Origin of the sequence: Congzhengia sp. (assembly GCF_037235575.1) — a bacterium.
Taxonomy (GTDB): domain Bacteria; phylum Bacillota; class Clostridia; order UBA1381; family UBA9506; genus Congzhengia; species Congzhengia minquanensis.
The window spans coordinates 99,302-119,873 of sequence record NZ_JAXUNN010000031.1 but is presented as its reverse complement, the minus strand read 5'-3'; the positions used below and the strand labels follow the sequence as shown (position 1 = coordinate 119,873).

Below are 20,572 nucleotides of genomic sequence, written 5' to 3'. Positions count from 1 at the left end.
CCTCCGCTATCAATTTATTTCTATCCTTTATTTTACCACAATTTTCTATTCGATACAATCATTTTCCGCTAAAATTCCGCGTTTTTCACCGTTCTGGGGTAAGGTATTACGTCGCGGATGTTTGACACGCCGGTTAAATACATAATAATCCGCTCAAACCCTAAGCCAAACCCAGCGTGTTTCGTTCCGCCATATCTGCGCAAATTTAAATACCACCAATAGTCCTTTTCCTCAAGGGAAAGCTCCTTCATGCGCTCAACAAGCAGGTCGAGCCGCTCTTCCCGCTGGCTTCCGCCAATAATTTCCCCCACACCGGGCACTAACAAATCCATTGCCGCAACGGTTTTCCCGTCGTTGTTTAACCGCATATAAAAGGACTTAATTTCTTTTGGATAATCCACCACAAAAACCGGCTTTTTAAAAATCTGCTCGGTTAAAAACCGTTCGTGCTCGGTTTGCAGGTCGCTTCCCCACTCCACGGGATATTGAAACGCTGCATTGCTGCTTTTTAAAAGCGAAACCGCCTCAGTGTAAGTAATTTTTTCATAGTCGCTGGCCGCCAGCGCGCAAAGCCGCTCCTTTAGCCCCTTATCAACAAACTGATTAAAAAATTCAATCTCCTGCGGGCAGTGCTTTAACACGTATTGAATAATATACTGAATCATGTCCCAGGCAAGGTTCATGTTGTCGTTTAAATCTGCAAAGGCAATTTCCGGCTCAATCATCCAAAACTCCGCGGCATGGCGGGTTGTATTGGAGTTTTCAGCTCGGAAAGTAGGGCCAAAGGTATAAATTTTTCCAAAGGCCAGGGCAAAGGTTTCCCCCTCCAGCTGACCTGATACAGTTAAATTTGTGCTTTTTCCAAAAAAGTCCTGCTTCCAGTCAATCTGTCCGTCCACTGTTTTCGGCGGGGTTTCCAAATCCAAAGTGGTAACACGGAACATCTCTCCGGCGCCCTCGCAGTCCGACCCGGTAATCAGCGGGGTGTGAACATAAACAAAGCCCCTGCCGTGAAAAAACTGATGAATGGCAAACGCCGCCTCGCTTCTAACACGAAAAACCGCCCGAAAAAGGTTTGTCCGCGGCCTTAAATATGCCTGCTCCCGCAAAAACTCCGGCGTGTGGCGTTTGTTTTGCAGGGGAAAGTCCGGCGTAGACGCGCCTTCAATGTGAACGGTTTCCGCCTTCAGCTCAAAGGGCTGTTTCATATTGGGCGTTAATTCAATTTTTCCTGAAACAACGATCGCCGCGCCAATGTTCTGCTTGCTGATTTCATCGTAATTTAAAATGCTTTCCCTCTCAAGCACTACCTGAATTCCACGAAAACAGCTTCCGTCGTTTAGGTCGATAAATCCAAGGGCTTTTCCGACCCGGTTGTTTTTTATCCAGCCGCAGATGGTAACCTGCTTCCCTGAATAGCGTTCAGGTGATGTGTAAATATCTTTTATGTTGTCATGTTCCATTTTTATTACTCCTTTTTTGCTGTCGTGCCTTGCCCAAATAGGCCTCTTTCACACTTTCGTCCCGCAGAAGCGCTTTCCCCGTTCCCTTTTTTACCAGCCTTCCGGTTTCTAAAACATAAGCCGTGTCGGCGCAGGAAAGCGCCAGATTTGCGTTCTGTTCAATTAAAAGAACGGTGATGCCCTCATTGCGGATTTCTTTTATTATATCAAAAATATCTTTTACAATCAATGGGGCAAGCCCTAAAGATGGCTCATCCATCATAATCAGCTCCGGCCGGCTCATCAGGGCGCGGCCAAGTGCCAGCATTTGCTGTTCGCCGCCGGACAGCGTGCCGGAAAGCTGCCACCTGCGCTCTTTCAGCCTTGGGAAAAGCGAATAGATGTGCTGCATACTTTCTTTTAAATCGTCTTTTCTTAGATATGCGCCGATTTTTAAATTTTCTTTCACAGTGAGGTTGGCAAACACCCTCCTGCCCTCCGGCACCAGTGCAATTCCCTGTTTCACGATTTCATGGGGCGGTTTGGCCGCAATGTTTTGCCCCTTAAAAAAAATACAGCCGCTTTTTGGTTTTACCAAACCTGCGGCGGATTTTAAAACTGTGCTTTTGCCGGCTCCGTTTGCTCCCACCAGCGTTACAATTTCCCCTTCCGGAACAGAGAGCGACACGTTTTTCACCGCCTCAATGCCGCCGTAGGTTACAGTGAGGTTTTCAATTGTCAAAAGGTCACCCATCCTCTGCCCCTCCCAAATAGGCGTCAATCACGGCCTGGTTTTGCTGAATCTCCTCCGGTGTGCCGCTGGCTAAGAGCTTTCCGAAATCTACCACATATATTTTGTCGGAAATTCCCATCACCATGTCCATATGGTGCTCAATCAGCAAAATTGTCAGCTCATAGCGGCTGCAGATTTTTAAAATAAATTCCGCCAATTCTTCCGATTCCTGTGGATTCATTCCCGCAGCCGGCTCGTCCAGCAGCAAAAGCTTTGGGCCTGTTGCCAGTGCACGAACAATTTCCAGCTGCCGCTGCTTGCCATAAGAAAGTGAAGATGCCGGCATGTTTTGAAGCTGTTCCAAGCCAATACTTTTTAAAAGCGCGGCGCTCTTTTCCCGCATGTCTGTTTCTTCTTTATGGTTTATCCGAAACACGGCGGAGAATACATTGCTTGTTCTTCTCACGTGCATTGCCGTAAGCACATTTTCAAACACAGTCATAGAGCGAAACAGGCGAATGTTTTGAAAGGTGCGGGCAATGCCCAGCTTTGTAATTTCGTCCGGCCGTTTTAACATTGTTTTCGTATATTTCTCTCTGTTTTCGCCTGCATAAAGCCGCTTCATTTTTCCCTTTGGATAATTCTCAATCATTTTTTCACCGTCAAACGAAACCACGCCGTTGGTAGGCGCATATACGCCGGTAATTACGTTAAACACAGTGGATTTTCCTGCTCCGTTCGGACCAATGAGCGACACAATTTCACCTTTTTTAACCGTAAGGGACAGGTTATTCACCGCAACCACGCCGCCGAACTGCATGGTGACGTCGTTTAAAGAGAGCAGATTCATGGTTTTGCCTCCTTATTTTTATAAGAGATGCGTTTCAGCCTGCCTGCAAACCGCGATATGGAAAATTCCTTTCTGCCCATAATCCCCTTTTGAAAAAACAGAACCACTAACATGACCAAAACAGAGAATACCACTCTGCGAAACCCCGGCCTGAGCAGCGGAATTTGAAAGCTGCCGATATATTGTTCCGTGTCTAAAAACCGCAGCCACCACTCATTCGCCGCCACAAACAAAAACGCGCTTAAACAGCTGCCCGTGACAGAACCAATTCCGCCGATTACAACAATTAGCAAAATCTCATAAGTCATGGCTGCCTTAAAGGCTGAGGCCTGCACCGTCATTTGAAACATTGCAAGCAGTGCGCCGGATATGCCTGCAAAAAAGGAACTGATGCAAAACGCCAGCCGCTTGTGCCGGGCAAGATGAATTCCCATTGCTTCTGCCGCTGTTTCGTCGTCGCGGATAGCGCAAAGCGCACGCCCGTATGTGGAGCGGATAAACAGCACAATCACCGCAATGCAAGTGCCGGAAACAACAAATGGAAACAGTGTGGAGTCATACGTTTGAAATTTTCTGAGCAGATTGGAACCGTTGGTCACCGGCCCAAGCGCATCCCATTGAAACACAGCCCGAATAATTTCTGCAAATCCTAAGGTGGCAATTGCCAAATAGTCGCTTTTGAGGCGCAAAACCGGCAGGCCGATGAGATATGCAAAAAAAGCCGCCGCAAGTCCGGCAAGAACAATGGCTGCCAGCACCGGCAGCGTAAAATGAATTGCCCCGCCGCCAAAATAAAGGTAAACGGATGGCTTTAGCACCTCAGGGATGGTAAAGATTGCATAAGTGTATGCGCCGATAAGCATAAATCCTGCCTGACCCAACGAAAAAAGCCCTGCAAAACCGTTTAACAGATTCATAGAAACTGCAACCAGGGCGTAAATTGCTCCTTTTTGTAAAACCACAAATACCATTTCTGTTGGCGGCAAAATTTGCTCCAGCACATAAATTCCGATTAACAGCGCCGCAATGAGCAAGCCCGATAAAATAAAATTGTTTTTTTTGCTCATGCCAGCCCTCCTCGCTTACACCTTTTCTGCTAATTTTTCGCCGAACAGTCCTGTGGGCTTTATGGTAAGAACCGCAATTAACAGCGCAAAGGTAAATGCGTCTGAAAAAACCGTCCACCCCAGTCCCTTCATAATGTTTTCACAAATGCCGATGACAAATCCGCCGATTACCGCACCGGGAATGGAACCAATCCCGCCGAACACAGCCGCAACAAAGGCCTTTAAGCCGGGCATGGCGCCCGACGTCGGCACAATTCCGTTGTAGTTTGAAAAATAGAGCATGCTACCCACCGCCGCAAGAAATGAGCCAATTACAAACGCGGCGCTGATTACGGAATTAATTTTAATTCCCATCAACTGCGCCGTTTCAAAATCCTTTGACACGGCGCGCATGGCAATTCCGGTTTTGGTGCGGTGGATTAAAAGCATCAGCCCTGCAGTCAGCAAAGCGGTCAGCACAGGCGTGATAACTGTCACCCGCTTTGTTACAACCCCGAAAACCGATATGGTGTCGCTGACCCAGGGAATCGCCGGATAGGTTTGGTTCAGTCCGCCAGTTGCGTAAAGCGCGACATTTTGCAGCAAGTAGCTGACACCGATTGCCGAAATCATAACGGACATACGGGGCGCTGACCTAAGCGGCCGGTAAGCGGCCTTTTCAATCAAAAATCCCAAAACCACCGTGGCGGCGGCCACCAGCGGCATCGCAATCCACATGGGCAGAACGGATGCAGCATAAACCATCATCAGGCCAGACGCCATGAACACGTCGCCGTGGGCGAAATTAATCAGCCTTAAAATGCCATATACCATGGTGTAGCCAATGGCAATGAGCGCATATTGGCCCCCCACTGATATTCCGGCGAAAAAATACGGCAAATTTTGTGTGACACCTCTCATACGCGGCCTCCCATTTCACTTATCTTACCGTCTGTTCGGCAACAAATTTCCAGTTTCCGGACACAGTATCCGCTGTTTTCACATATGCCCTGTCCCGAATTGCGTCGCCGTTTTCATCAAAGGCAATACTGCCCGAAACCCCTTCATACTCCACTGTTCCCAGTGCGTTTAAAATATCGCCGGGCTTGATTGAGTCTGCTTTTTTCATAGCCTCCAGCGCAACATAATATGCATCATAGCCCATTGCTGTCATGGCGGCAAGGCCAACATCTCCGCCGTTGTTTTTTATATACCTGGGGTCAGACTGCATCCACGCTTTCACCCCTGCGTCAAACTCCGGGTTTGCACCCTCCTGATAAAAGGTAGTTACATATATTTGAACGTTTTTGCCTTTGGCCGCATTTAAAATAACGTTGCTGTCCCAGGTATCGCCGGCCAAGATGGGAACCGCTAATCCCTGGGAGGAGGCCTGATCTACAAGCAGCGCCGCGGCCTCTGTGGAAACCGGGGCATAAAAAATGTCGGCGCATTCATTTTTCGCTTTTGTGATGTAGGAGGTAAAGTCGCTGTTACCCTCCTGAAAGGCCTCTGAAACCACTTCTCCGCCGGCTTTCTGAAAAGCATCAACAAAATAGTTTACCAGACCGCCTGAATAGTCATCCCCCAGTTTTGATAGGCAATATGCTTTTTCTGCTTTTAAATAGTCCCGGGCAAAATTTGCCAGCACCGTTCCCTGAAAGGGGTCTAAAAAGCAAATTCTGAAATAAGTTTCGTTCCCCGCCGTCACCTGGGGATTGGTGCAAGAAATACCGATTGCCGGAACGCCGCCTCTTGCAAAAATATCGGCCGCCGCAATGGACACGCCTGAGCCATAAGACCCCAACACCACCGAAACACCCCTGCTCAATAAATTCTGCGCCGCAGTAGGCGCTTTGTCTGTTGCAGACTCGTTATCCACGGTTTCCAGCTCCACACGATATGGTTCTCCGCCAATTTCAACGGTTTTTGTCTGGCTGTTGGCATATAAAATTCCCAGCGTTTCCTGTTTGCCCCCTGCGCCATTATCGCCGGAAGCAGGCTCAAACACGCCGATTTTCACAGTTTTTTCCGTTTTCTCTGCCGAACATCCCAAACAGGCAGCTGGAAAAAGAAGGGCCAACACACAAATTAAAAGCTTTTTCATTTTTTATGCCCGCCTTTTCAAGTCTTGCAATATATATTTGTTATCTCCAAAAAATCGTTATTTTATCTATTTACTTCTGAAATTATTTACTATATAATGAAAAAAAAAGAAAAGGAGCAGAACAATGACGTTTGAACAGTATGTAAAAAATTTAGAGGTTCCGCAAAATAATATTGACGTGGTATTAGACACTGACGCATATAACGAGGTAGACGACCAGTTTGCTCTGGCATACCTTTTAAAGTCGCCGGAAAAGCTTGCGGTAAAAGCAGTTTATGCCGCGCCATTTTTTAATGAAAACTCAACTTCGCCGGAAGACGGCATGGAAAAAAGCTATGATGAAATTTTAAAAATTATAAAACTTGCAGGCGCCGCACTGCCTGACGGTTGCGTGTTAAAGGGTTCCCGTAAATATCTGCAGGACGAACATACCCCGGTTCATTCACCGGCAGCACAGGATTTGGCGTTAAGAGCCACTGGTTATTCGCCGCAGAATCCGCTCTATGTTGTGGCAATCGGTGCAATTACGAATGTCGCTTCTGCCCTATTAATTTCCCCTGAAATTAAGGAAAACATAGTTGTTGTCTGGCTGGGCGGCCACGCTTTGGATTTTGGCAATTCCAACGAGTTTAACATGGCTCAGGACGTGGCTGCGGCCCGTGTTGTTTTTGGCTGCGGCGTTCCTCTGGTTCAGCTTCCCTGTATGGGAGTTGTTGATAAATTTTATCTTTCAGAGGCTGAACTTCGCTATTGGATTGACGGCAAGAACGCACTGTGCTCATATCTTACGGAAACGGTAGTTGAAGCCGCCGAGCGGTATGCAAAAGGCCGCGTTTGGTCCCGGGTGATATGGGACGTAACTGCGGTGGCCTGGCTGCTGAATGACAGCAACCGCTTTATGAGTTCCCGTTTAATTGCAAGCCCTATCCCAGAATATGACCACCACTATGGTTTTGACCCTAACCGTCACTTCATCCGCTATGTTTTCGAAATTTACCGCGACGCGCTTTTTGAAGACCTGTTTGCTAAACTGGTGAAATAAAAATGTTTTGTATTGATACTTGACATTTGATGTTTAATATCATATAATCAACGAGTAAGCAAACGCAATTTTCGTCGAATAATGGAGGATGATGACAAATGAAAAGAAAATTAATCAGCTTGTTTGCGTCATTTGCACTGATAATTTCACTGCTTGGGTCTGCGCCAATATATGCAAATGCCTGGGGAAACATTAAAATTGGCGACTACATTGAAATGGGTTCCTATTATGGCGAACGGATACTTTGGCGCTGTGTAGATATTGATGAAAACGGCCCGCTGATGCTCAGCGACAAAATTTTGTGTCTCAAGCCATTTGACGTACCAGGAAGCGTAACAACCGGATCCCACGGCAGAGGTTATGACAACGCTATGTGGCGTAAAGAAAACGGTTCAAATTATTGGGGCGATTCTAATATACGTTCGTGGTTGAATTCTAATGAACCGGCAGGAGCGGTCACCTGGCTGTGCGGAAATCCGCCTGCAAAAGAAAATATTGAATCAGGTTATAATGCCTATGCCGATGAAGCTGGCTTTTTAACAGGCTTTTCACAAACTGAATTAAATGCTATGAAAACAGTTACACAAAAATCTATCTTATATGGATTTGAATATGCAAAAGACAATTTCTCAATGGCCGGAACTTGCCATACCCCTAAAGCTGATATATCAAAAGTGCTCGCAAATTATGAACATGCATATTCTGAAAATATTGCCGATAAAATGTTTTTGTTAGACGTGAAGCAAATCTCTGCTGTATATAATAACAGCGATGTCTTAGGCGAAAACTATTACATCGGAACGCTCACAAACCAATGTGTTAAAAACAACGATGACAAAAGTAATCCATTAAAAGCTGGTCAAAAATATGGATCATGGCTAAGAACTCCTAAGGCATTTAATCATGGTGATAGTATGCGTTTTGTTAGTTCCGATGGTCAAGTGGGAGCTGTCGAGGGCGACGGGGCTAATACATATGCCTCAAGTGGCATACGGCCTGCGTTTTATTTTGACGAAATTACAACCATAGTCATATCCGGACAGGGATCGGCAAACGATCCGTATTTCATTGGTGAAGCTGAAACATTTGATGTAATCTTTAATGCAAACGGTGTTATTATTGACACGATAACAAAATTTGTCGGTCAAACGTTGACACCTGCAGATTTTCCATCTCCTCCTAAAAAAAATGGATTTGTCAGTAGATGGAGTGTCTCATCTGACATTAGCAGTGCCACGACAGTGACTGCCGTTTATGACAAAATAACAGCAAAATTAAATATCGGCGATTATGTGCAATTAGGCACCTATTATGAAGATCCGATTCTATGGCGCTGTGTTGATATTGACGAGAACGGTCCATTGATGCTCAGTGACAAGATACTCTGCCTGAAAGCATTTGACTCAGCAGGCAGCATGTCTTTAGGGTCACATCGTAAAGGTTATCATTATTCAAATGAAGAAGGCTATTACCGTATTTATTACGGTTCAGATTACTGGGCAGATTCAAATATACGCACCTGGTTAAATTCTGATAAATCTCCTGGAGATATTACTTGGCCATGCGGCAATGCCCCGGAATCTGACAGAATTTATCTAAGTTACAACAGTTATGACAATGAGGCAGGTTTTTTGACTGGCTTTACTGAGATGGAAATGAAAGCCATTAAAGAAGTTACTCAAAAAACAATTTTAAATGGTTATGATATGTCAATTGCAGGTAATATTCTAAACGACAATTATCATAAATATAATGATAATATATCTGATGTGGTTCAAAATTATGACACTTGCTGTTCTGAAAAAGTAACAGACAAAATATTTTTACCTGATGTAAAGCAAATCAATGCAGTTTACCGCAACAGCGAAACCTTAGGAAATAACTATTATATCGGTATTCCCACCGAACAATGTGTGGAGAACAGCGATTATAAAAATACCGAACTTTCTGCCGATCAAACATGGTATTCTTGGCTACGAACCCCAAAAGCAGATGGTTTTGGCTGCGATGTTCGATATATTGATAAAAACGGATCTATAAACATATACAACGCATATAAAGGTACCTGTGGTATCCGTCCCGCTTTTTATTTGAACCAAAGTACTATAAGCTTTACGACCGGAACAGGAACAGCAGTTGAGCCGTATGCGAGCACCAGTATTCCCGTTTCATTTGACAATGAGCAAGCAAAAATCATTGGCTCTGAAACAGCCCGTGTTGGCGACATATTCACATGTAATCTGTATTATATGGCTAACACAGCTGCAAACGCTGCTCTTTTCGAAATTCAATACCCTTTAGGTTTTAAGTTAAATTCAGTGCAGCCAATTGGGTTTAAATATGCATCAGTCAATGAAACAAAAACAATGGACGGCATGTCTGTTTCAACGGTTGTTTGTCAATATAGCACCGATACTGCAAATACTCTGCCAGGCAAAACTTATGTTCCATTTTCAATGGAATTCCAAGTATCGGAGCAAACAGCCCCCAGTATAAAACGTGTTGATATAAAATCTGCTGAAATTTATACTGATACCGGCTCAGTTTATCCTATTTCCGAAAAAACGGCATTCAATATAGAAATTATACCACGTGAAGTAGATGCAATTAAAATTGAAGGAGACGATAATATTATAGACTCCGCACAATATTCGGTTACAGTCACACCGGATTTTGCACAAAATAAAAATATAATTTGGTCTGTAAACGACGAAACTGTCGCGACCATTTCACAAACAGGTTATTTAACAGCGTTAAAAAACGGTAAGGTTGATATCACTGCAACAGCAGCAGATGGAAGCGGTGTTATAGATACCAAATCAGTTAAAGTTACCGCTCATGCTAAAATTAAAGAGCTAAAATCAGATATTGGTGCATGGTTCAACACATTTAATCCGCTTGAAAACAGCTATAAAATTTATGTACCGATAGAGGCAGCTTCCATTGGATTAACACCAACCTTCAGCGGCGGGACATTAACGTGCAATTCATCTAAATTAATGATTAATAATGTTAAAACAAAGATAGATTTAACTGAGGATATTACTACGATTGAATTAAGCAGAACAGGTGTAACAGATACATTAGACAATACTTATACAATTACTTTCATAAAAAGTGATTCTTCAGAATGTTTCAGTGTAATTGATGAAGTTAGGGCTGTAGACGATCATGTAATTATAACTATTTCAGCTTTGCAACCAACAGTTGGTTCGGTATTTGTTCCAATGTATTTTGATGGTCAACTAATCGATATTAGCGAAAGTAATATTCAATTAGCCGCTGGTGAAAAAACGGAATTAACATTTACCATTGAATCGAAAAATATTACAGATATTAAAGTATTAATATGGAATTCTTTTGATAAAATGGTCCCATTAACAAAACCATATAATAAAAGTATTACTGTAAAATGACATTCTTGCATAATAACAAAAAAAACAGACCCTGCAGTCAGGGTCTGTTTTTCCTTTAGTTTTTTAACTAGCAATCAAAATCGCGGTCCCAGTCACGTCTGCCGTCGCAGGGCCGCTTGTGTTCACAACCGCAGGGGCGTTTATGCTCACAGTCGCAGTCATGCTTGTGGTTACATCCGCAGTCCCAGTCGTCATCCATTCCGCACGGATGTGCTGCTTCGGTTCCCAAGCCGCTTGCACAATGAATCTTCATGCGAGGCTCTCTCCAGGTTGCGCGGCGGTCACATTCATTTTCATATGTTCTGCACCCACAGCCGCAGCCGTTTCTTCTGCCTGTTATGCACCTAACAATGTTACAGATTCCACACATAAAAAATACCTCCAATAAAAATTTTAAGATGCTTTTCATTCCATCTCACAACATTATATGTCGGGCGCTGTCGCATTGTGCGGAAGCAGGCAGATTATTGCAAAAAGAAATTGCATTTTTGCCATTCTTGTGATAAAATGGATAAAATAATCTTTTTTCTGGTGGTGTATGGTATGAACAAGTTTTTAATTCTTGCCTTTTTATTCTCTATTGGCTGTGTCATTGGCTGGGGACTTGAGGTTTTGTTCCGTCACTTTTTTACCAAGGAGGGCAAAAACCACTGGATTAACCCCGGATTTTTAGCAGGGCCCTGTCTTCCCCTTTATGGGTTCGGGCTTTGTGCATTGTACCTCCTGGCCGGCTTAGAGCCGTATATCGTGATGCAAAACCAAACGGCCGCCAAACTTGTTTTGTTTGTGGTTATGGCCGCGTGTATGACGCTGATTGAGTATATTGCAGGTGTTATCTTTATTAAAAGAATGCACGTCAAACTTTGGGACTATACCAATAATTGGGGTAATTTTCAAGGCATTATCTGCCCGCTTTACTCCTTTTTCTGGGCAGTTTTGGGAGCGGTTTACTACTTTTTTGTTCACCCCCATATTCTTTCTGCATTAAACTGGTTTTCACAAAATCTGGCGTTTTCCTTTGTCATTGGCATGTTTTATGGCATATTTGCAATTGATTTGTGCTATTCTTTCCGTGTTGTGAGCAAAATCAAGAAATTTGCAGACGAAAACGAAATTTTAGTCCGCTATGAAGAACTGAAAAGGCAAATAAAACAGGGGGCGGAAAGCAGAATGATAAAACCGAGGTTCTTGTTGGCGTTCCATTCTGATATTTCCTTACAGGAAAACCTGAAAAACTATTTGGAAAAACAGCGTGCCGCAGGCTCTGAGGCACTGCGGCAGCTGGTGAAAAAACGGAAAAAATAAAGAATTAAAACGTGGCTTTTTCCCGGAATTGTCTTGGAGAAAGCCCCGTGTGTTTTTTAAACATATTTGAAAAATAATAGACATTGTCAAATTTGAGCATGGCGGCAATTTCGTTAATTGCAAGGTCGGTATTTAATAAGTACCACTGCGCATCTTTTATAATAATATTGTTTTTATACCGCATGGGCGTCATTCCCGTATAATCGGTAAAGCTCCGGATAAACTGCGATTTGCTTAAGCCGCAGAGACTGGCATATTCCATAAGCGTCATTTTATTGTTTTCTAAACTGTGCATAAGGGAAATGACATAATCGAATTTTGCTTCTCCCTCTGTTTTCTTCTCCAATGCCCTTGAAATTGCAATTAAAATGGAAGCCAAATTGTTTGCTGCGGCGCCAAAATAAAGTTTCTTTTTAAAGGTGAGTTCATTTAGAATGTTTTCGAAATAAATGCTGATATTTGCCTCCGTGTGAATTTTCATGCTTTTTGTCAGTTTTAGTTCCTGTAGAAAGGGAGCCGCTTCAAGGCCGTTAAAATGTGCCCAATAAATTTGGGAGTGATACTGACACAAATGGGAATAGCTTTGTGAATCGTAAATATTATAAAAAACCACGTCGCCGGCTTCGGCAAAGCATTCCTCACCGTTCATAACATAGCGGCTTTTACCTTTTAACACATAGTAAAGAAAATAGTCGCTTCTCCCGTTTGGCCGGGTACAGGATAGGTTTTTTGTTTTTAAATTATAATATCCACTTGAAACAACAAACATATTTTCGTCAAAGGTCGTTTGGTCCGACATATCCGGGTGCGTTGTTCTGATAAACATGTTCATCACCTGCGACTTTTTTATAAATTTTAAGTAATAAATCGAATTGACTTTTTTGTATTATATCATCTATAATATTAACTGTCAATAAAAATAAATTTTGAGGTGATTCATTATGAAACTCAGTATGTGGTCGAGCTACTACATGGACTTATCGCCGGAGGACGCCATTTTAGAGTTTGAAAAGAACGGATATTCTTACTGTGAGCTCTCAGACGAGCACGCGGCAGTGCTTTTGGGCCGCGGGGATGCAAAGATAACCGGAACAAAATTTAAAGCGTTTTGCGACGCACACAATGTGTCGGTTTTGCAGGGGCATTTGTTTTTAACAATCCGGCTTTGTGACGAAAGCAAGCCGGTTGTTGAAACGCTGAAAAACTGGCTCGACTTGTTTGAAGCAATTGGTATTAAAAGCGCGGTTTTGCACTGCGACGGCATGTATGACAGCAACTTTTCATTAGAGGAAAAGCGAGAAAGGAACGCCGCGGTTCTCCGCCAGCTTACCGATTATTTAAAGGGTAAGGATTTGGTTATTTGTTTAGAAAATTTGCGGGAGTTTTGCGAAAATGCCGATGAACTTCTTTGGTACATCAATAAGCTCGGCAGCGAAAGCTTAGGAATTTGTTTAGATACCGGTCATTTGAACATATCGCAATTCGGCGATCAGGAAGCGTTTATAAAAACAGCGAGAAAACATTTAAAAGCTTTGCACATTGCCGACAACGAGGGCGAACGTGACCAGCACATGATGCCCTTTGGCCGAGGAACCGTTGACATTGAAACAGTGGTGTCGGCTTTAAAGGAAATTGGATATGACAAGCTGTTTAACTTTGAAATTCCCGGGGAGCGGAGCTGTCCTCTTGAAGTTCGGGGATATAAGCTCCAATACATCAAGCATTGTTTTAACTATTTAACGAGATGAGTGAATGAAAATTGAAATTATTAATTATCCGCCACGGCGACCCAGACTATGCCATTGATTCTTTAACGGAAAAAGGCTGGCGGGAGGCAGAGCTTTTGTCGCAGCGGCTTGTTAAACTGAACATTGACGATTTTTACTGCTCGCCGCTGGGCAGGGCAAAGGACACAGCAAAACCAACCATGGCAAAGCTCAATGGGAAAATAGAAATTCTTCCGTGGCTTGCAGAGTTTGCCGGCGTAATTTCTTCGCCCTATACAAATAAAAACCGTATTCCATGGGACCTTGCGCCTACCCTTTGGGCCGACGAAGCAGACTTTTACGACCGCAACCGCTGGATGAATCCTTCTTTAATTGCCTCAGGAAACGTAAAAGAGGTATATGACCAGACAACGCTGGGCTTAAGTGAACTGCTTAGAGAATATGGCTGGAGCCGAAACGGCATGCTGTATCGCTGTGATGCAGAAAGCGACAGAACCATTGCACTGTTTTGTCACTGCGGCATGGGGCTGACCATTATATCCTACCTGACAGGCACGTCCCCGTTTCTTCTATGGCACAACTTTTTTCTGCCAACCTCCTCGGTTTCCACCATCGTTACCGAAACGGACAGAAGCGGAAATGCACACTTTCGCTGTGTGCAAATTGGGGATACCTCGCATCTGTATGCTGCCGGAGAAGACATCTCCCAGGCAGGCCTTTATCCAGAATTTGAAAAATAAAAAAACAGGCTTAAACCCCTTTGGTCAACCGTGACCTTTACGGCGATAGACAACTGTTTTTTCATCATCACATCAAGGTGGCTGCACCAATTTCTGGGCAGCCACCTTGACTTATTATTGTAAACCGAAAAAGCCGCTTATGAAGATTTCAAGTGGCTTTCGCAAGAAAAAACTGGAGGTATTGCAATTTGCTTTGCATTACTTCCAGCTTTTCTTTTGATATTAAAGCGTGACGTAGCCACCACATTTTTGTGGTTTTCGGTCAAATATGCTATAGCACTCTTCTGGGGAACTCTCCAACAAACAGAAAGGGATAACCTTTCCATTGCTTGCTAACTAGTATTTTTCTGGAACTTGAATATTAGCTGCGTTATGAAACCTATATTTTTCTGCCATACGCTTCTTCATACAAACCAAATTATAACGGTAACAATCTGCTATGCCATCTGCAAAGGATTCTGCATTACCTTCACTTAACAGCTGAAGCGCTAGAATGACTTGCTTGTTGAGATGTGAAAGAGTATGTTTCCTGGACGAATAATAAGCAAAATGGTGTCCCCATTCGAGAAGATGATTGGTTTCAGATAATATAACATATAAAGGTTTTAACGTAATATGTTTCATTATCAATTCAAAAATATCCGCTAAATAAATAGAGTCAGAGGAAGTAAACCCGTCTGCTAATTCGTCCAATTCTGCTCTAGTAAACTGCGGAGCTGCAACCAAAGCTGCTGGACGAATAATTAATATCATTAGCTGTAAGGCATGAAGGTAACGCAATGCCTTTTCTACATGTCCGGAATTAAAAGTCAACTGATAAAGTTTCGTATCATCCGGTTCTATCACTATCGTGCCTTTACCATTTAACGTCTTTACGAAACCTCTCTGTTCGAGTTCTGACAAAGCCTTTCTGACTGTCGATAAAGAGACATCATACTGGATAGCCAATTGTTTTTCAAATGGAAGATACATTCCAACAGGATATTCTCCAAGGCCGATTTTTAGATTTATGTCATCAACAATTTTTGAATAATAATAATCCTGACCACGCATAGGGTTCCATGAAAACTTCAAACCAGTTTGTGTAAGACATTTTGGTGTTGTCTCTGACAGGTAATTTAACGTATTTTCAATGGAATCCGTAAGTTTTTGATATATATTCAATAACTGGTTGTACTTTGCGAGTGAATCATTGCCTTTTAAAATATCTATAATTACTCTGGTTACAGATACAGACCCCTGCAAAAAGTGCTTAGAGAAATAGGGACAATCTTCTGTAAAGAATGCAAGCTTATTATAAAGGCCAAACGTAGAATAGAGTTCGCTGAATAGGGAATTGCCACCTATTCTTAATATATCATATGCTAGTTTCGAAAGAGAACGCCATCCACCGGCGGCATATCCCAAACGCAATTCTTTCATAGCCTGTTTATAGTGAGGCATTATCTCCACATCACACCCTTGCAAGGCAAAAGCCATAAGTGAAGGCAATATTAAAGCAAAAGTCTGATATACCTGTAAAATACCTTCCTTTTGTTTTAAAATCTCGAAAACAGCATTTGATGAATGATAAGTATTTTTTGTTGAAACAACAATCGGCGCAAGACGAGGTTGAATATCAATCAGCCCTTCTTCCCGCAAGGCGTCTAATACGCGGTTAATCGTATATCTGCTTACATGAAATCGCTCGCAGTACATCCTTGAAGATGGCAAAGCCTTTCCCAGAGATATTTGGCCCTCCAAAATATTCTGTTTAATTTCGTTATATACAAAGGTAAATTTTGTTTCTTGTGGTTTCATAACTTGCCTCCTATCTGTCTGAATTATATCATGACGAACCAAATTTGTCATCAAAAATATTCACCTATTTGCACACCTTACCAATATGGATGTTGCCAACATGTAAGGAAAAGGGTTATAATTAAAATGTAAAATTATAGTGAAAGAGTTTAAGGAACAATGGAAAAACAAAAAATCTTAATTGTGGACGATTCAGAAATGAATCGCGCGCTTTTGGCAGATATTCTGGGAGAACAATATGACGTGGTAGAGGCTGATAATGGTGTGGAAGCAATTTCTCTTCTTTCAAGGCAAAGAACAGATTTTTCCCTTCTGCTTTTGGATATTATGATGCCTGAAATGGATGGATTTGAAGTGTTAGCTTACATAAACAAATACCACTGGAATGATAACTTCGCTGTTATTATGATTTCTGCTGATGATTCCCCTGCAAATATAAAGCTGGCCTACGATTTGGGAGCTTTTGACTATATCAGCCGTCCTTTTGATTCGGCCATTGTCCAGCGCCGAATTTCTAATACGATGTTTTTATATGCGCGCCAGCAGCATCTTGAGAAAATTATCGTAGAACAGGTACACAAGCAGGAAAAAAATAATGAGCTGATGATCTCAATCCTGTCTCACATTGTGGAATTCCGTAACGGCGAGAGCGGATTGCATGTATTGCGTGTGAATACGATTACAAAATATTTGCTAAAGCAGTTGGTTCAGCGCACAAATCAATATCCTTTGTCCGAGGCAGATATTTCTTTAATCAGTACTGCTTCTGCGCTACATGATATTGGGAAAATCTCAATTTCAGATGCAATACTGAATAAACCTGGACGCCTTACGCCAGAGGAGTTCGAAGTAATAAAAACTCACTCAATGGTCGGCGCCAATATGCTACAGGACCTGCCCATTGAGCAGCAGGAATCCCCGCTTGTCAAAGTAGCTTCTGAAATTTGTCGATGGCACCACGAAAGGTATGACGGCGATGGTTATCCGGACGGCTTAAAGGGGGAAGAAATACCCATAGCTGCCCAGGTGGTTGCGCTGGCCGATGTATACGATGCATTGACCAGTGAGCGTTGCTATAAGAAAGCTTATTCGCATGAAAACGCTTTGAAAATGATTTTAAAAGGACAATGTGGTGCATTTAATCCTACTCTTTTATTGTGTCTGCAAGAAATTGCGGATACACTTGAAAGTGAGCTTATGAATACCTCTTCTGAACAAGACACAAAAAATATACAGGATATTAAGAAATAAAATAGACTATGATAGGTTGTTTTAAAGATAAAATACACTTCAAAAAACACAAAAAATAACGTGACTATATGTTTTCCAAAATAGAAAGAGGGCCGCACAGACAATGTTTAAAAGGAAGGAATTATGATTATGAATCTAAAAGATTGTTATATAAAATTTGGCGGCGATTTTGATGAGGTATTGGATAGACTGCGGCGTGAACAAACCGTTGAGAAATTTGTATATAAATTTCTCGACGATAAAAGCTTTAACTTATTTGAATCGTCTATGGGTAATAAAGACTATGCTGAAGCTCTTAGAGCCGTTCATACACTCAAAGGAATTTGTCAGAACCTTTCTTTTACCAGATTGTTTGACAGTAGTAGCCTAGTAACAAAAGCGTTAAAGGAAAACGATTGGAATAGGGCTGTCGATATGATGCCGCAGCTATCAAAGGACTACCGTGAAATAATTGATGTTATTAAAGATTTCAAGAAATCCAAGGAGGAATAACATCTATGGTTATCAATAAAAAGAATGTTGCAACACGATTTCTTATATCTAGCTTCATCGGACTTCTGATCTTTAGTATTGCTGTTTTCAGTCTGCTCGGAATCTATATGAGCAGAAAAAGTAAAAAGACCGTTTATGAGATTGGAAATATTTATATGTCTGGAATGAATGAACAGATGTCCAGGCACTTTGAAACTGTGATTAAATTGCGTTTTGATCAAGTTAGCGGCGTTGTTTCTGTTGTCTCAACAGATAACAACGATATAGAAAATCTATATGAGGAACTTATTTACAGGGCACAGGTCAGGGGATTTGACTATTTAGCGCTTTGTTCTGCCAATGGTAAATTTCAGACGCTTTACGGACAATCCATACAGCCACTTAACCCAGAACCTTTTGTAGAAGCATTATTACAGGGGGAACAACGAGTCGCTGTAGGTGTTGACTCTGCTGGAAATGAAGTGGTATTGTTTGGCATTGACGCTGCTTATCCGATGCGCAATGGCGATAGGAGCACTGGTCTGATCGCAGCCGTTCCTCTGGATTATATTACTGATTTCCTTTCTCTAAAAGATGAGGGGCAACTAATGTATTATCATATAATCAGGCCAGACGGCAGCTTTGTAATACAGAACCCCAACTCTGAGTTGTTGTATTTCTTTGAACAACTACAAAAGCAGCTTGGGTTTACAGCAAATGAGTTAACTGTAGAAAATCCTATTGAAGAATTTGGTGCTGCACTAAAAAATCATGAAGAATATGCAACAACATTTGAAGTAAATGGCGAAGAACGGCAAATTTATGGTATATCGTTACCCTATTCTGAGTGGTATTTAGTATCGGTAATGCCTTATAGTATATTGGACGATGCTATAAATAATCTGAGCAACCAGCGTATGTTTATGACATTATTGTCATGTGTTTCTGTTTTGATTATTCTAACATTGATTTTTCTTCGATATTTTTCTATAACCCGTTCTCAGGTGCATGAATTAGAGGAGGCTCGGCAGATGGCTCTTGAGGCAAGCAAAGCGAAAAGTGAATTTTTAGCTAATATGAGCCATGACATCCGTACACCCATGAATGCAATCGTAGGCATGACCGCGATTGCCACAGCCCACATAGACGACCGGCAACAGGTGCAGAATTGCCTTAGAAAAATCGCAATATCGAGTAAACACCTATTGGGATTAATCAATGATGTTTTGGATATGTCTAAAATTGAAAGCGGCAAATTAACTTTAGCAAAAGAACAAATCTCATTAAAGGAAGTTGTTGAAGGAATTGTTAACATTATGCAGCCGCAGGTTAAAACTAAAAAGCAAACCTTTGACATACATGTTGAAAATATTCTAACAGAAAATGTGTGGTGCGATGGTGTGCGCTTAAATCAGGTTTTGTTAAATCTTTTATCAAATGCAACGAAGTATACACCGGAGGGCGGCTCGATACAATTATCCCTTTCTGAAGAAAAATCTCCGAAAGGAGAAAACTATGTCCGAATTCATATCAATGTCAAGGATAATGGAATTGGTATGTCACCAGATTTTCTGAAAAAAATATATGAATCCTATAGCCGTGCAGATGGAACCAGAATACATAAAACTGAGGGGGCCGGTTTAGGAATGTCGATCACAAAGTACATTGTGGACGCAATGGAAGGAACCATTGATGTACAAAGTGAGCCTGATAAAGGTACCGAATTTCTTCTCACGTTTGATTTTGAAAAATCGGTTGCAGTGGAAATGGATATGGTTCTCCCCTCCTGGAATATGCTGGTGGTTGATGATGACGAACTATCATGTACGACAACTATGGACGTACTAAAAGCCATCGGAATAAAAGCAGAATGGACATTAAGCGGAGAAAAAGCAATAGAACTGGTAATACGACGCCACAAAAAGAAAGATGATTATCAAATCATTCTATTGGATTGGAAACTGCCAGGTATGAATGGAATTCAGGTTGCAAAAGAAATCCGTCGTAATCTAGGAGATGAAGTACCAATTCTGCTGATGTCGGCATACGACTGGAGTGAATTTGAGGCGGAGGCTCGTGAAGCAGGTATTCGTGGTTTTATTACTAAGCCACTTTTTAAATCCACGCTTTATCATGCCTTGTGTCCGTATATGGACATGGAAACAGAACATGACCAGACAATGAACCAAAATATTAATCTATCCGGTTGTCGTATCCTGCTTGCTGAAGATAATGAGCTTAACTGGGAGATAGCAAGAGAATTGTTGTCCGACTTGGGCGTAGAGCTGGATTGGGCAGAAGATGGCCAGATATGCCTGGACAAGTTCCAAAAATCACCGGAAGGATATTACGATGCCATTCTTATGGATATCCGTATGCCGCATATGACAGGATATGAGGCCACAAAAGCAATTCGAGAACTGAATCGTTCTGATGCCTTATCTATTCCAATTATCGCTACGAGTGCAGATGCTTTTTCTGACGACATACAACATTGCTTGGAGTGTGGTATGAATGCCCATATAGCTAAGCCAATCGATGTTTTAGAATTAACTCGCCTGTTAAAAAGATATCTAATATAAATTCAGCCCTAAAAGCGCGTGACCGAAGGCACGCGCTTTTCTACTGATTTTCTCTACTGACAT

General features: G+C 42.2%; 16 protein-coding genes and 1 pseudogene. 8 read left to right on the top strand and 9 right to left on the bottom strand.

The features are described from left to right. Nucleotides 1-68: 68 nt before the first annotated feature. The 6 genes from asnS to WIG73_RS07600 are packed head-to-tail and all read right to left on the bottom strand — an operon-like array spanning nucleotide 69 to nucleotide 6,175. Nucleotides 69-1,463 carry an asparagine--tRNA ligase gene (asnS, locus tag WIG73_RS07625; RefSeq protein ID WP_337399976.1) on the bottom strand — a complete coding sequence of 465 codons (1,395 nt, stop codon included), beginning with the start codon at nucleotides 1,461-1,463 and terminating at the stop codon, nucleotides 69-71. Then, nucleotides 1,453-2,196 (bottom strand): ABC transporter ATP-binding protein, encoded by a 744-nt coding sequence (locus WIG73_RS07620; protein WP_337399975.1) that lies wholly within the window; start codon nucleotides 2,194-2,196, stop codon nucleotides 1,453-1,455. Before WIG73_RS07620 ends, asnS begins: the two co-directional genes overlap by 11 nt. Beyond that, nucleotides 2,189-3,025, bottom strand: a complete 837-nt coding sequence (locus WIG73_RS07615; RefSeq protein ID WP_337399974.1) for an ABC transporter ATP-binding protein — start codon at nucleotides 3,023-3,025, stop codon at nucleotides 2,189-2,191. Before WIG73_RS07615 ends, WIG73_RS07620 begins: the two co-directional genes overlap by 8 nt. After that, nucleotides 3,022-4,092 carry a branched-chain amino acid ABC transporter permease gene (locus tag WIG73_RS07610; protein ID WP_337399973.1) on the bottom strand — a complete coding sequence of 357 codons (1,071 nt, stop codon included), beginning with the start codon at nucleotides 4,090-4,092 and terminating at the stop codon, nucleotides 3,022-3,024. The genes WIG73_RS07615 and WIG73_RS07610 overlap by 4 nt, the downstream gene beginning before the upstream one ends. Nucleotides 4,093-4,107: 15 nt before the next feature. Next, nucleotides 4,108-4,992, bottom strand: a complete 885-nt coding sequence (locus WIG73_RS07605) for a branched-chain amino acid ABC transporter permease (protein WP_337399972.1) — start codon at nucleotides 4,990-4,992, stop codon at nucleotides 4,108-4,110. A 19-nt stretch (nucleotides 4,993-5,011) separates the two neighbouring features. Further along, a complete protein-coding gene (locus WIG73_RS07600; RefSeq protein WP_337399971.1) occupies nucleotides 5,012-6,175 on the bottom strand; it encodes an ABC transporter substrate-binding protein in 1,164 nt (387 codons plus the stop codon). Between the two features lie 124 nt (nucleotides 6,176-6,299). Between WIG73_RS07600 and WIG73_RS07595 the strand changes: the two genes are divergently transcribed. Together WIG73_RS07595 and WIG73_RS07590 are read left to right on the top strand one after the other, a co-directional pair. After that, a complete protein-coding gene (locus WIG73_RS07595; protein WP_337399970.1) occupies nucleotides 6,300-7,217 on the top strand; it encodes a nucleoside hydrolase in 918 nt (305 codons plus the stop codon). 98 nt (nucleotides 7,218-7,315) lie between these two features. Beyond that, complete coding sequence (locus tag WIG73_RS07590; protein ID WP_337399969.1) at nucleotides 7,316-10,633, top strand: DUF6273 domain-containing protein; 3,318 nt, start codon at nucleotides 7,316-7,318, stop codon at nucleotides 10,631-10,633. 67 nt (nucleotides 10,634-10,700) lie between these two features. Here the strand turns inward: WIG73_RS07590 and WIG73_RS07585 are convergent, their stop codons facing one another. Next, the gene (locus WIG73_RS07585; RefSeq protein WP_337399968.1) at nucleotides 10,701-11,003 is read right to left on the bottom strand and encodes a hypothetical protein; all 303 of its coding nucleotides are present in this window, start codon (nucleotides 11,001-11,003) and stop codon (nucleotides 10,701-10,703) included. A 173-nt stretch (nucleotides 11,004-11,176) separates the two neighbouring features. Between WIG73_RS07585 and WIG73_RS07580 the strand changes: the two genes are divergently transcribed. After that, the gene (locus WIG73_RS07580) at nucleotides 11,177-11,938 is read left to right on the top strand and encodes a putative ABC transporter permease (protein ID WP_177680358.1); all 762 of its coding nucleotides are present in this window, start codon (nucleotides 11,177-11,179) and stop codon (nucleotides 11,936-11,938) included. Between the two features lie 4 nt (nucleotides 11,939-11,942). Here WIG73_RS07580 and WIG73_RS07575 read toward each other — a convergent pair whose 3' ends face one another. Continuing rightward, nucleotides 11,943-12,764 (bottom strand): AraC family transcriptional regulator, encoded by an 822-nt coding sequence (locus WIG73_RS07575; protein WP_337399967.1) that lies wholly within the window; start codon nucleotides 12,762-12,764, stop codon nucleotides 11,943-11,945. 115 nt (nucleotides 12,765-12,879) lie between these two features. On the opposite strand from WIG73_RS07575, the gene WIG73_RS07570 reads away from it, so the two are divergent. Next, a complete protein-coding gene (locus WIG73_RS07570) occupies nucleotides 12,880-13,686 on the top strand; it encodes a sugar phosphate isomerase/epimerase (protein ID WP_337399966.1) in 807 nt (268 codons plus the stop codon). Between the two features lie 11 nt (nucleotides 13,687-13,697). Continuing rightward, nucleotides 13,698-14,405: a histidine phosphatase family protein gene (locus WIG73_RS07565; RefSeq protein WP_249311719.1), complete on the top strand. Its 708-nt coding sequence runs from the start codon at nucleotides 13,698-13,700 to the stop codon at nucleotides 14,403-14,405. A 336-nt stretch (nucleotides 14,406-14,741) separates the two neighbouring features. On the opposite strand, the gene WIG73_RS07560 is transcribed toward WIG73_RS07565, so the two are convergent. Then, complete coding sequence (locus WIG73_RS07560) at nucleotides 14,742-16,205, bottom strand: GntR family transcriptional regulator (RefSeq protein ID WP_337399964.1); 1,464 nt, start codon at nucleotides 16,203-16,205, stop codon at nucleotides 14,742-14,744. 159 nt (nucleotides 16,206-16,364) lie between these two features. Here WIG73_RS07560 and WIG73_RS07555 point away from each other — a divergent pair. From WIG73_RS07555 to WIG73_RS07545, 3 genes and pseudogenes are all read left to right on the top strand, one after another. After that, a pseudogene (locus tag WIG73_RS07555) lies at nucleotides 16,365-17,478 on the top strand (HD domain-containing phosphohydrolase); the annotation flags it as partial. A 107-nt stretch (nucleotides 17,479-17,585) separates the two neighbouring features. Next, nucleotides 17,586-17,948, top strand: a complete 363-nt coding sequence (locus WIG73_RS07550) for an Hpt domain-containing protein (RefSeq protein ID WP_177680364.1) — start codon at nucleotides 17,586-17,588, stop codon at nucleotides 17,946-17,948. A 5-nt stretch (nucleotides 17,949-17,953) separates the two neighbouring features. After that, nucleotides 17,954-20,509: a response regulator gene (locus WIG73_RS07545; RefSeq protein ID WP_337399962.1), complete on the top strand. Its 2,556-nt coding sequence runs from the start codon at nucleotides 17,954-17,956 to the stop codon at nucleotides 20,507-20,509. The last annotated feature ends 63 nt before the right edge of the window (nucleotides 20,510-20,572 follow it).

Coding starts and splice junctions, on each gene's coding strand:
- WIG73_RS07585 (WP_337399968.1), bottom strand. CDS start 11,003: ATGTGTGGAATCTGTAACATTGTTAGGTGCATAACAGGCAGAAGAAAC.
- WIG73_RS07615 (WP_337399974.1), bottom strand. CDS start 3,025: ATGAATCTGCTCTCTTTAAACGACGTCACCATGCAGTTCGGCGGCGTG.
- WIG73_RS07600 (WP_337399971.1), bottom strand. CDS start 6,175: ATGAAAAAGCTTTTAATTTGTGTGTTGGCCCTTCTTTTTCCAGCTGCC.
- WIG73_RS07575 (WP_337399967.1), bottom strand. CDS start 12,764: ATGTTTATCAGAACAACGCACCCGGATATGTCGGACCAAACGACCTTT.
- asnS (WP_337399976.1), bottom strand. CDS start 1,463: ATGGAACATGACAACATAAAAGATATTTACACATCACCTGAACGCTAT.
- WIG73_RS07580 (WP_177680358.1), top strand. CDS start 11,177: ATGAACAAGTTTTTAATTCTTGCCTTTTTATTCTCTATTGGCTGTGTC.
- WIG73_RS07610 (WP_337399973.1), bottom strand. CDS start 4,092: ATGAGCAAAAAAAACAATTTTATTTTATCGGGCTTGCTCATTGCGGCG.
- WIG73_RS07590 (WP_337399969.1), top strand. CDS start 7,316: ATGAAAAGAAAATTAATCAGCTTGTTTGCGTCATTTGCACTGATAATT.
- WIG73_RS07545 (WP_337399962.1), top strand. CDS start 17,954: ATGGTTATCAATAAAAAGAATGTTGCAACACGATTTCTTATATCTAGC.
- WIG73_RS07550 (WP_177680364.1), top strand. CDS start 17,586: ATGAATCTAAAAGATTGTTATATAAAATTTGGCGGCGATTTTGATGAG.
- WIG73_RS07595 (WP_337399970.1), top strand. CDS start 6,300: ATGACGTTTGAACAGTATGTAAAAAATTTAGAGGTTCCGCAAAATAAT.
- WIG73_RS07620 (WP_337399975.1), bottom strand. CDS start 2,196: ATGGGTGACCTTTTGACAATTGAAAACCTCACTGTAACCTACGGCGGC.
- WIG73_RS07560 (WP_337399964.1), bottom strand. CDS start 16,205: ATGAAACCACAAGAAACAAAATTTACCTTTGTATATAACGAAATTAAA.
- WIG73_RS07570 (WP_337399966.1), top strand. CDS start 12,880: ATGAAACTCAGTATGTGGTCGAGCTACTACATGGACTTATCGCCGGAG.
- WIG73_RS07605 (WP_337399972.1), bottom strand. CDS start 4,992: ATGAGAGGTGTCACACAAAATTTGCCGTATTTTTTCGCCGGAATATCA.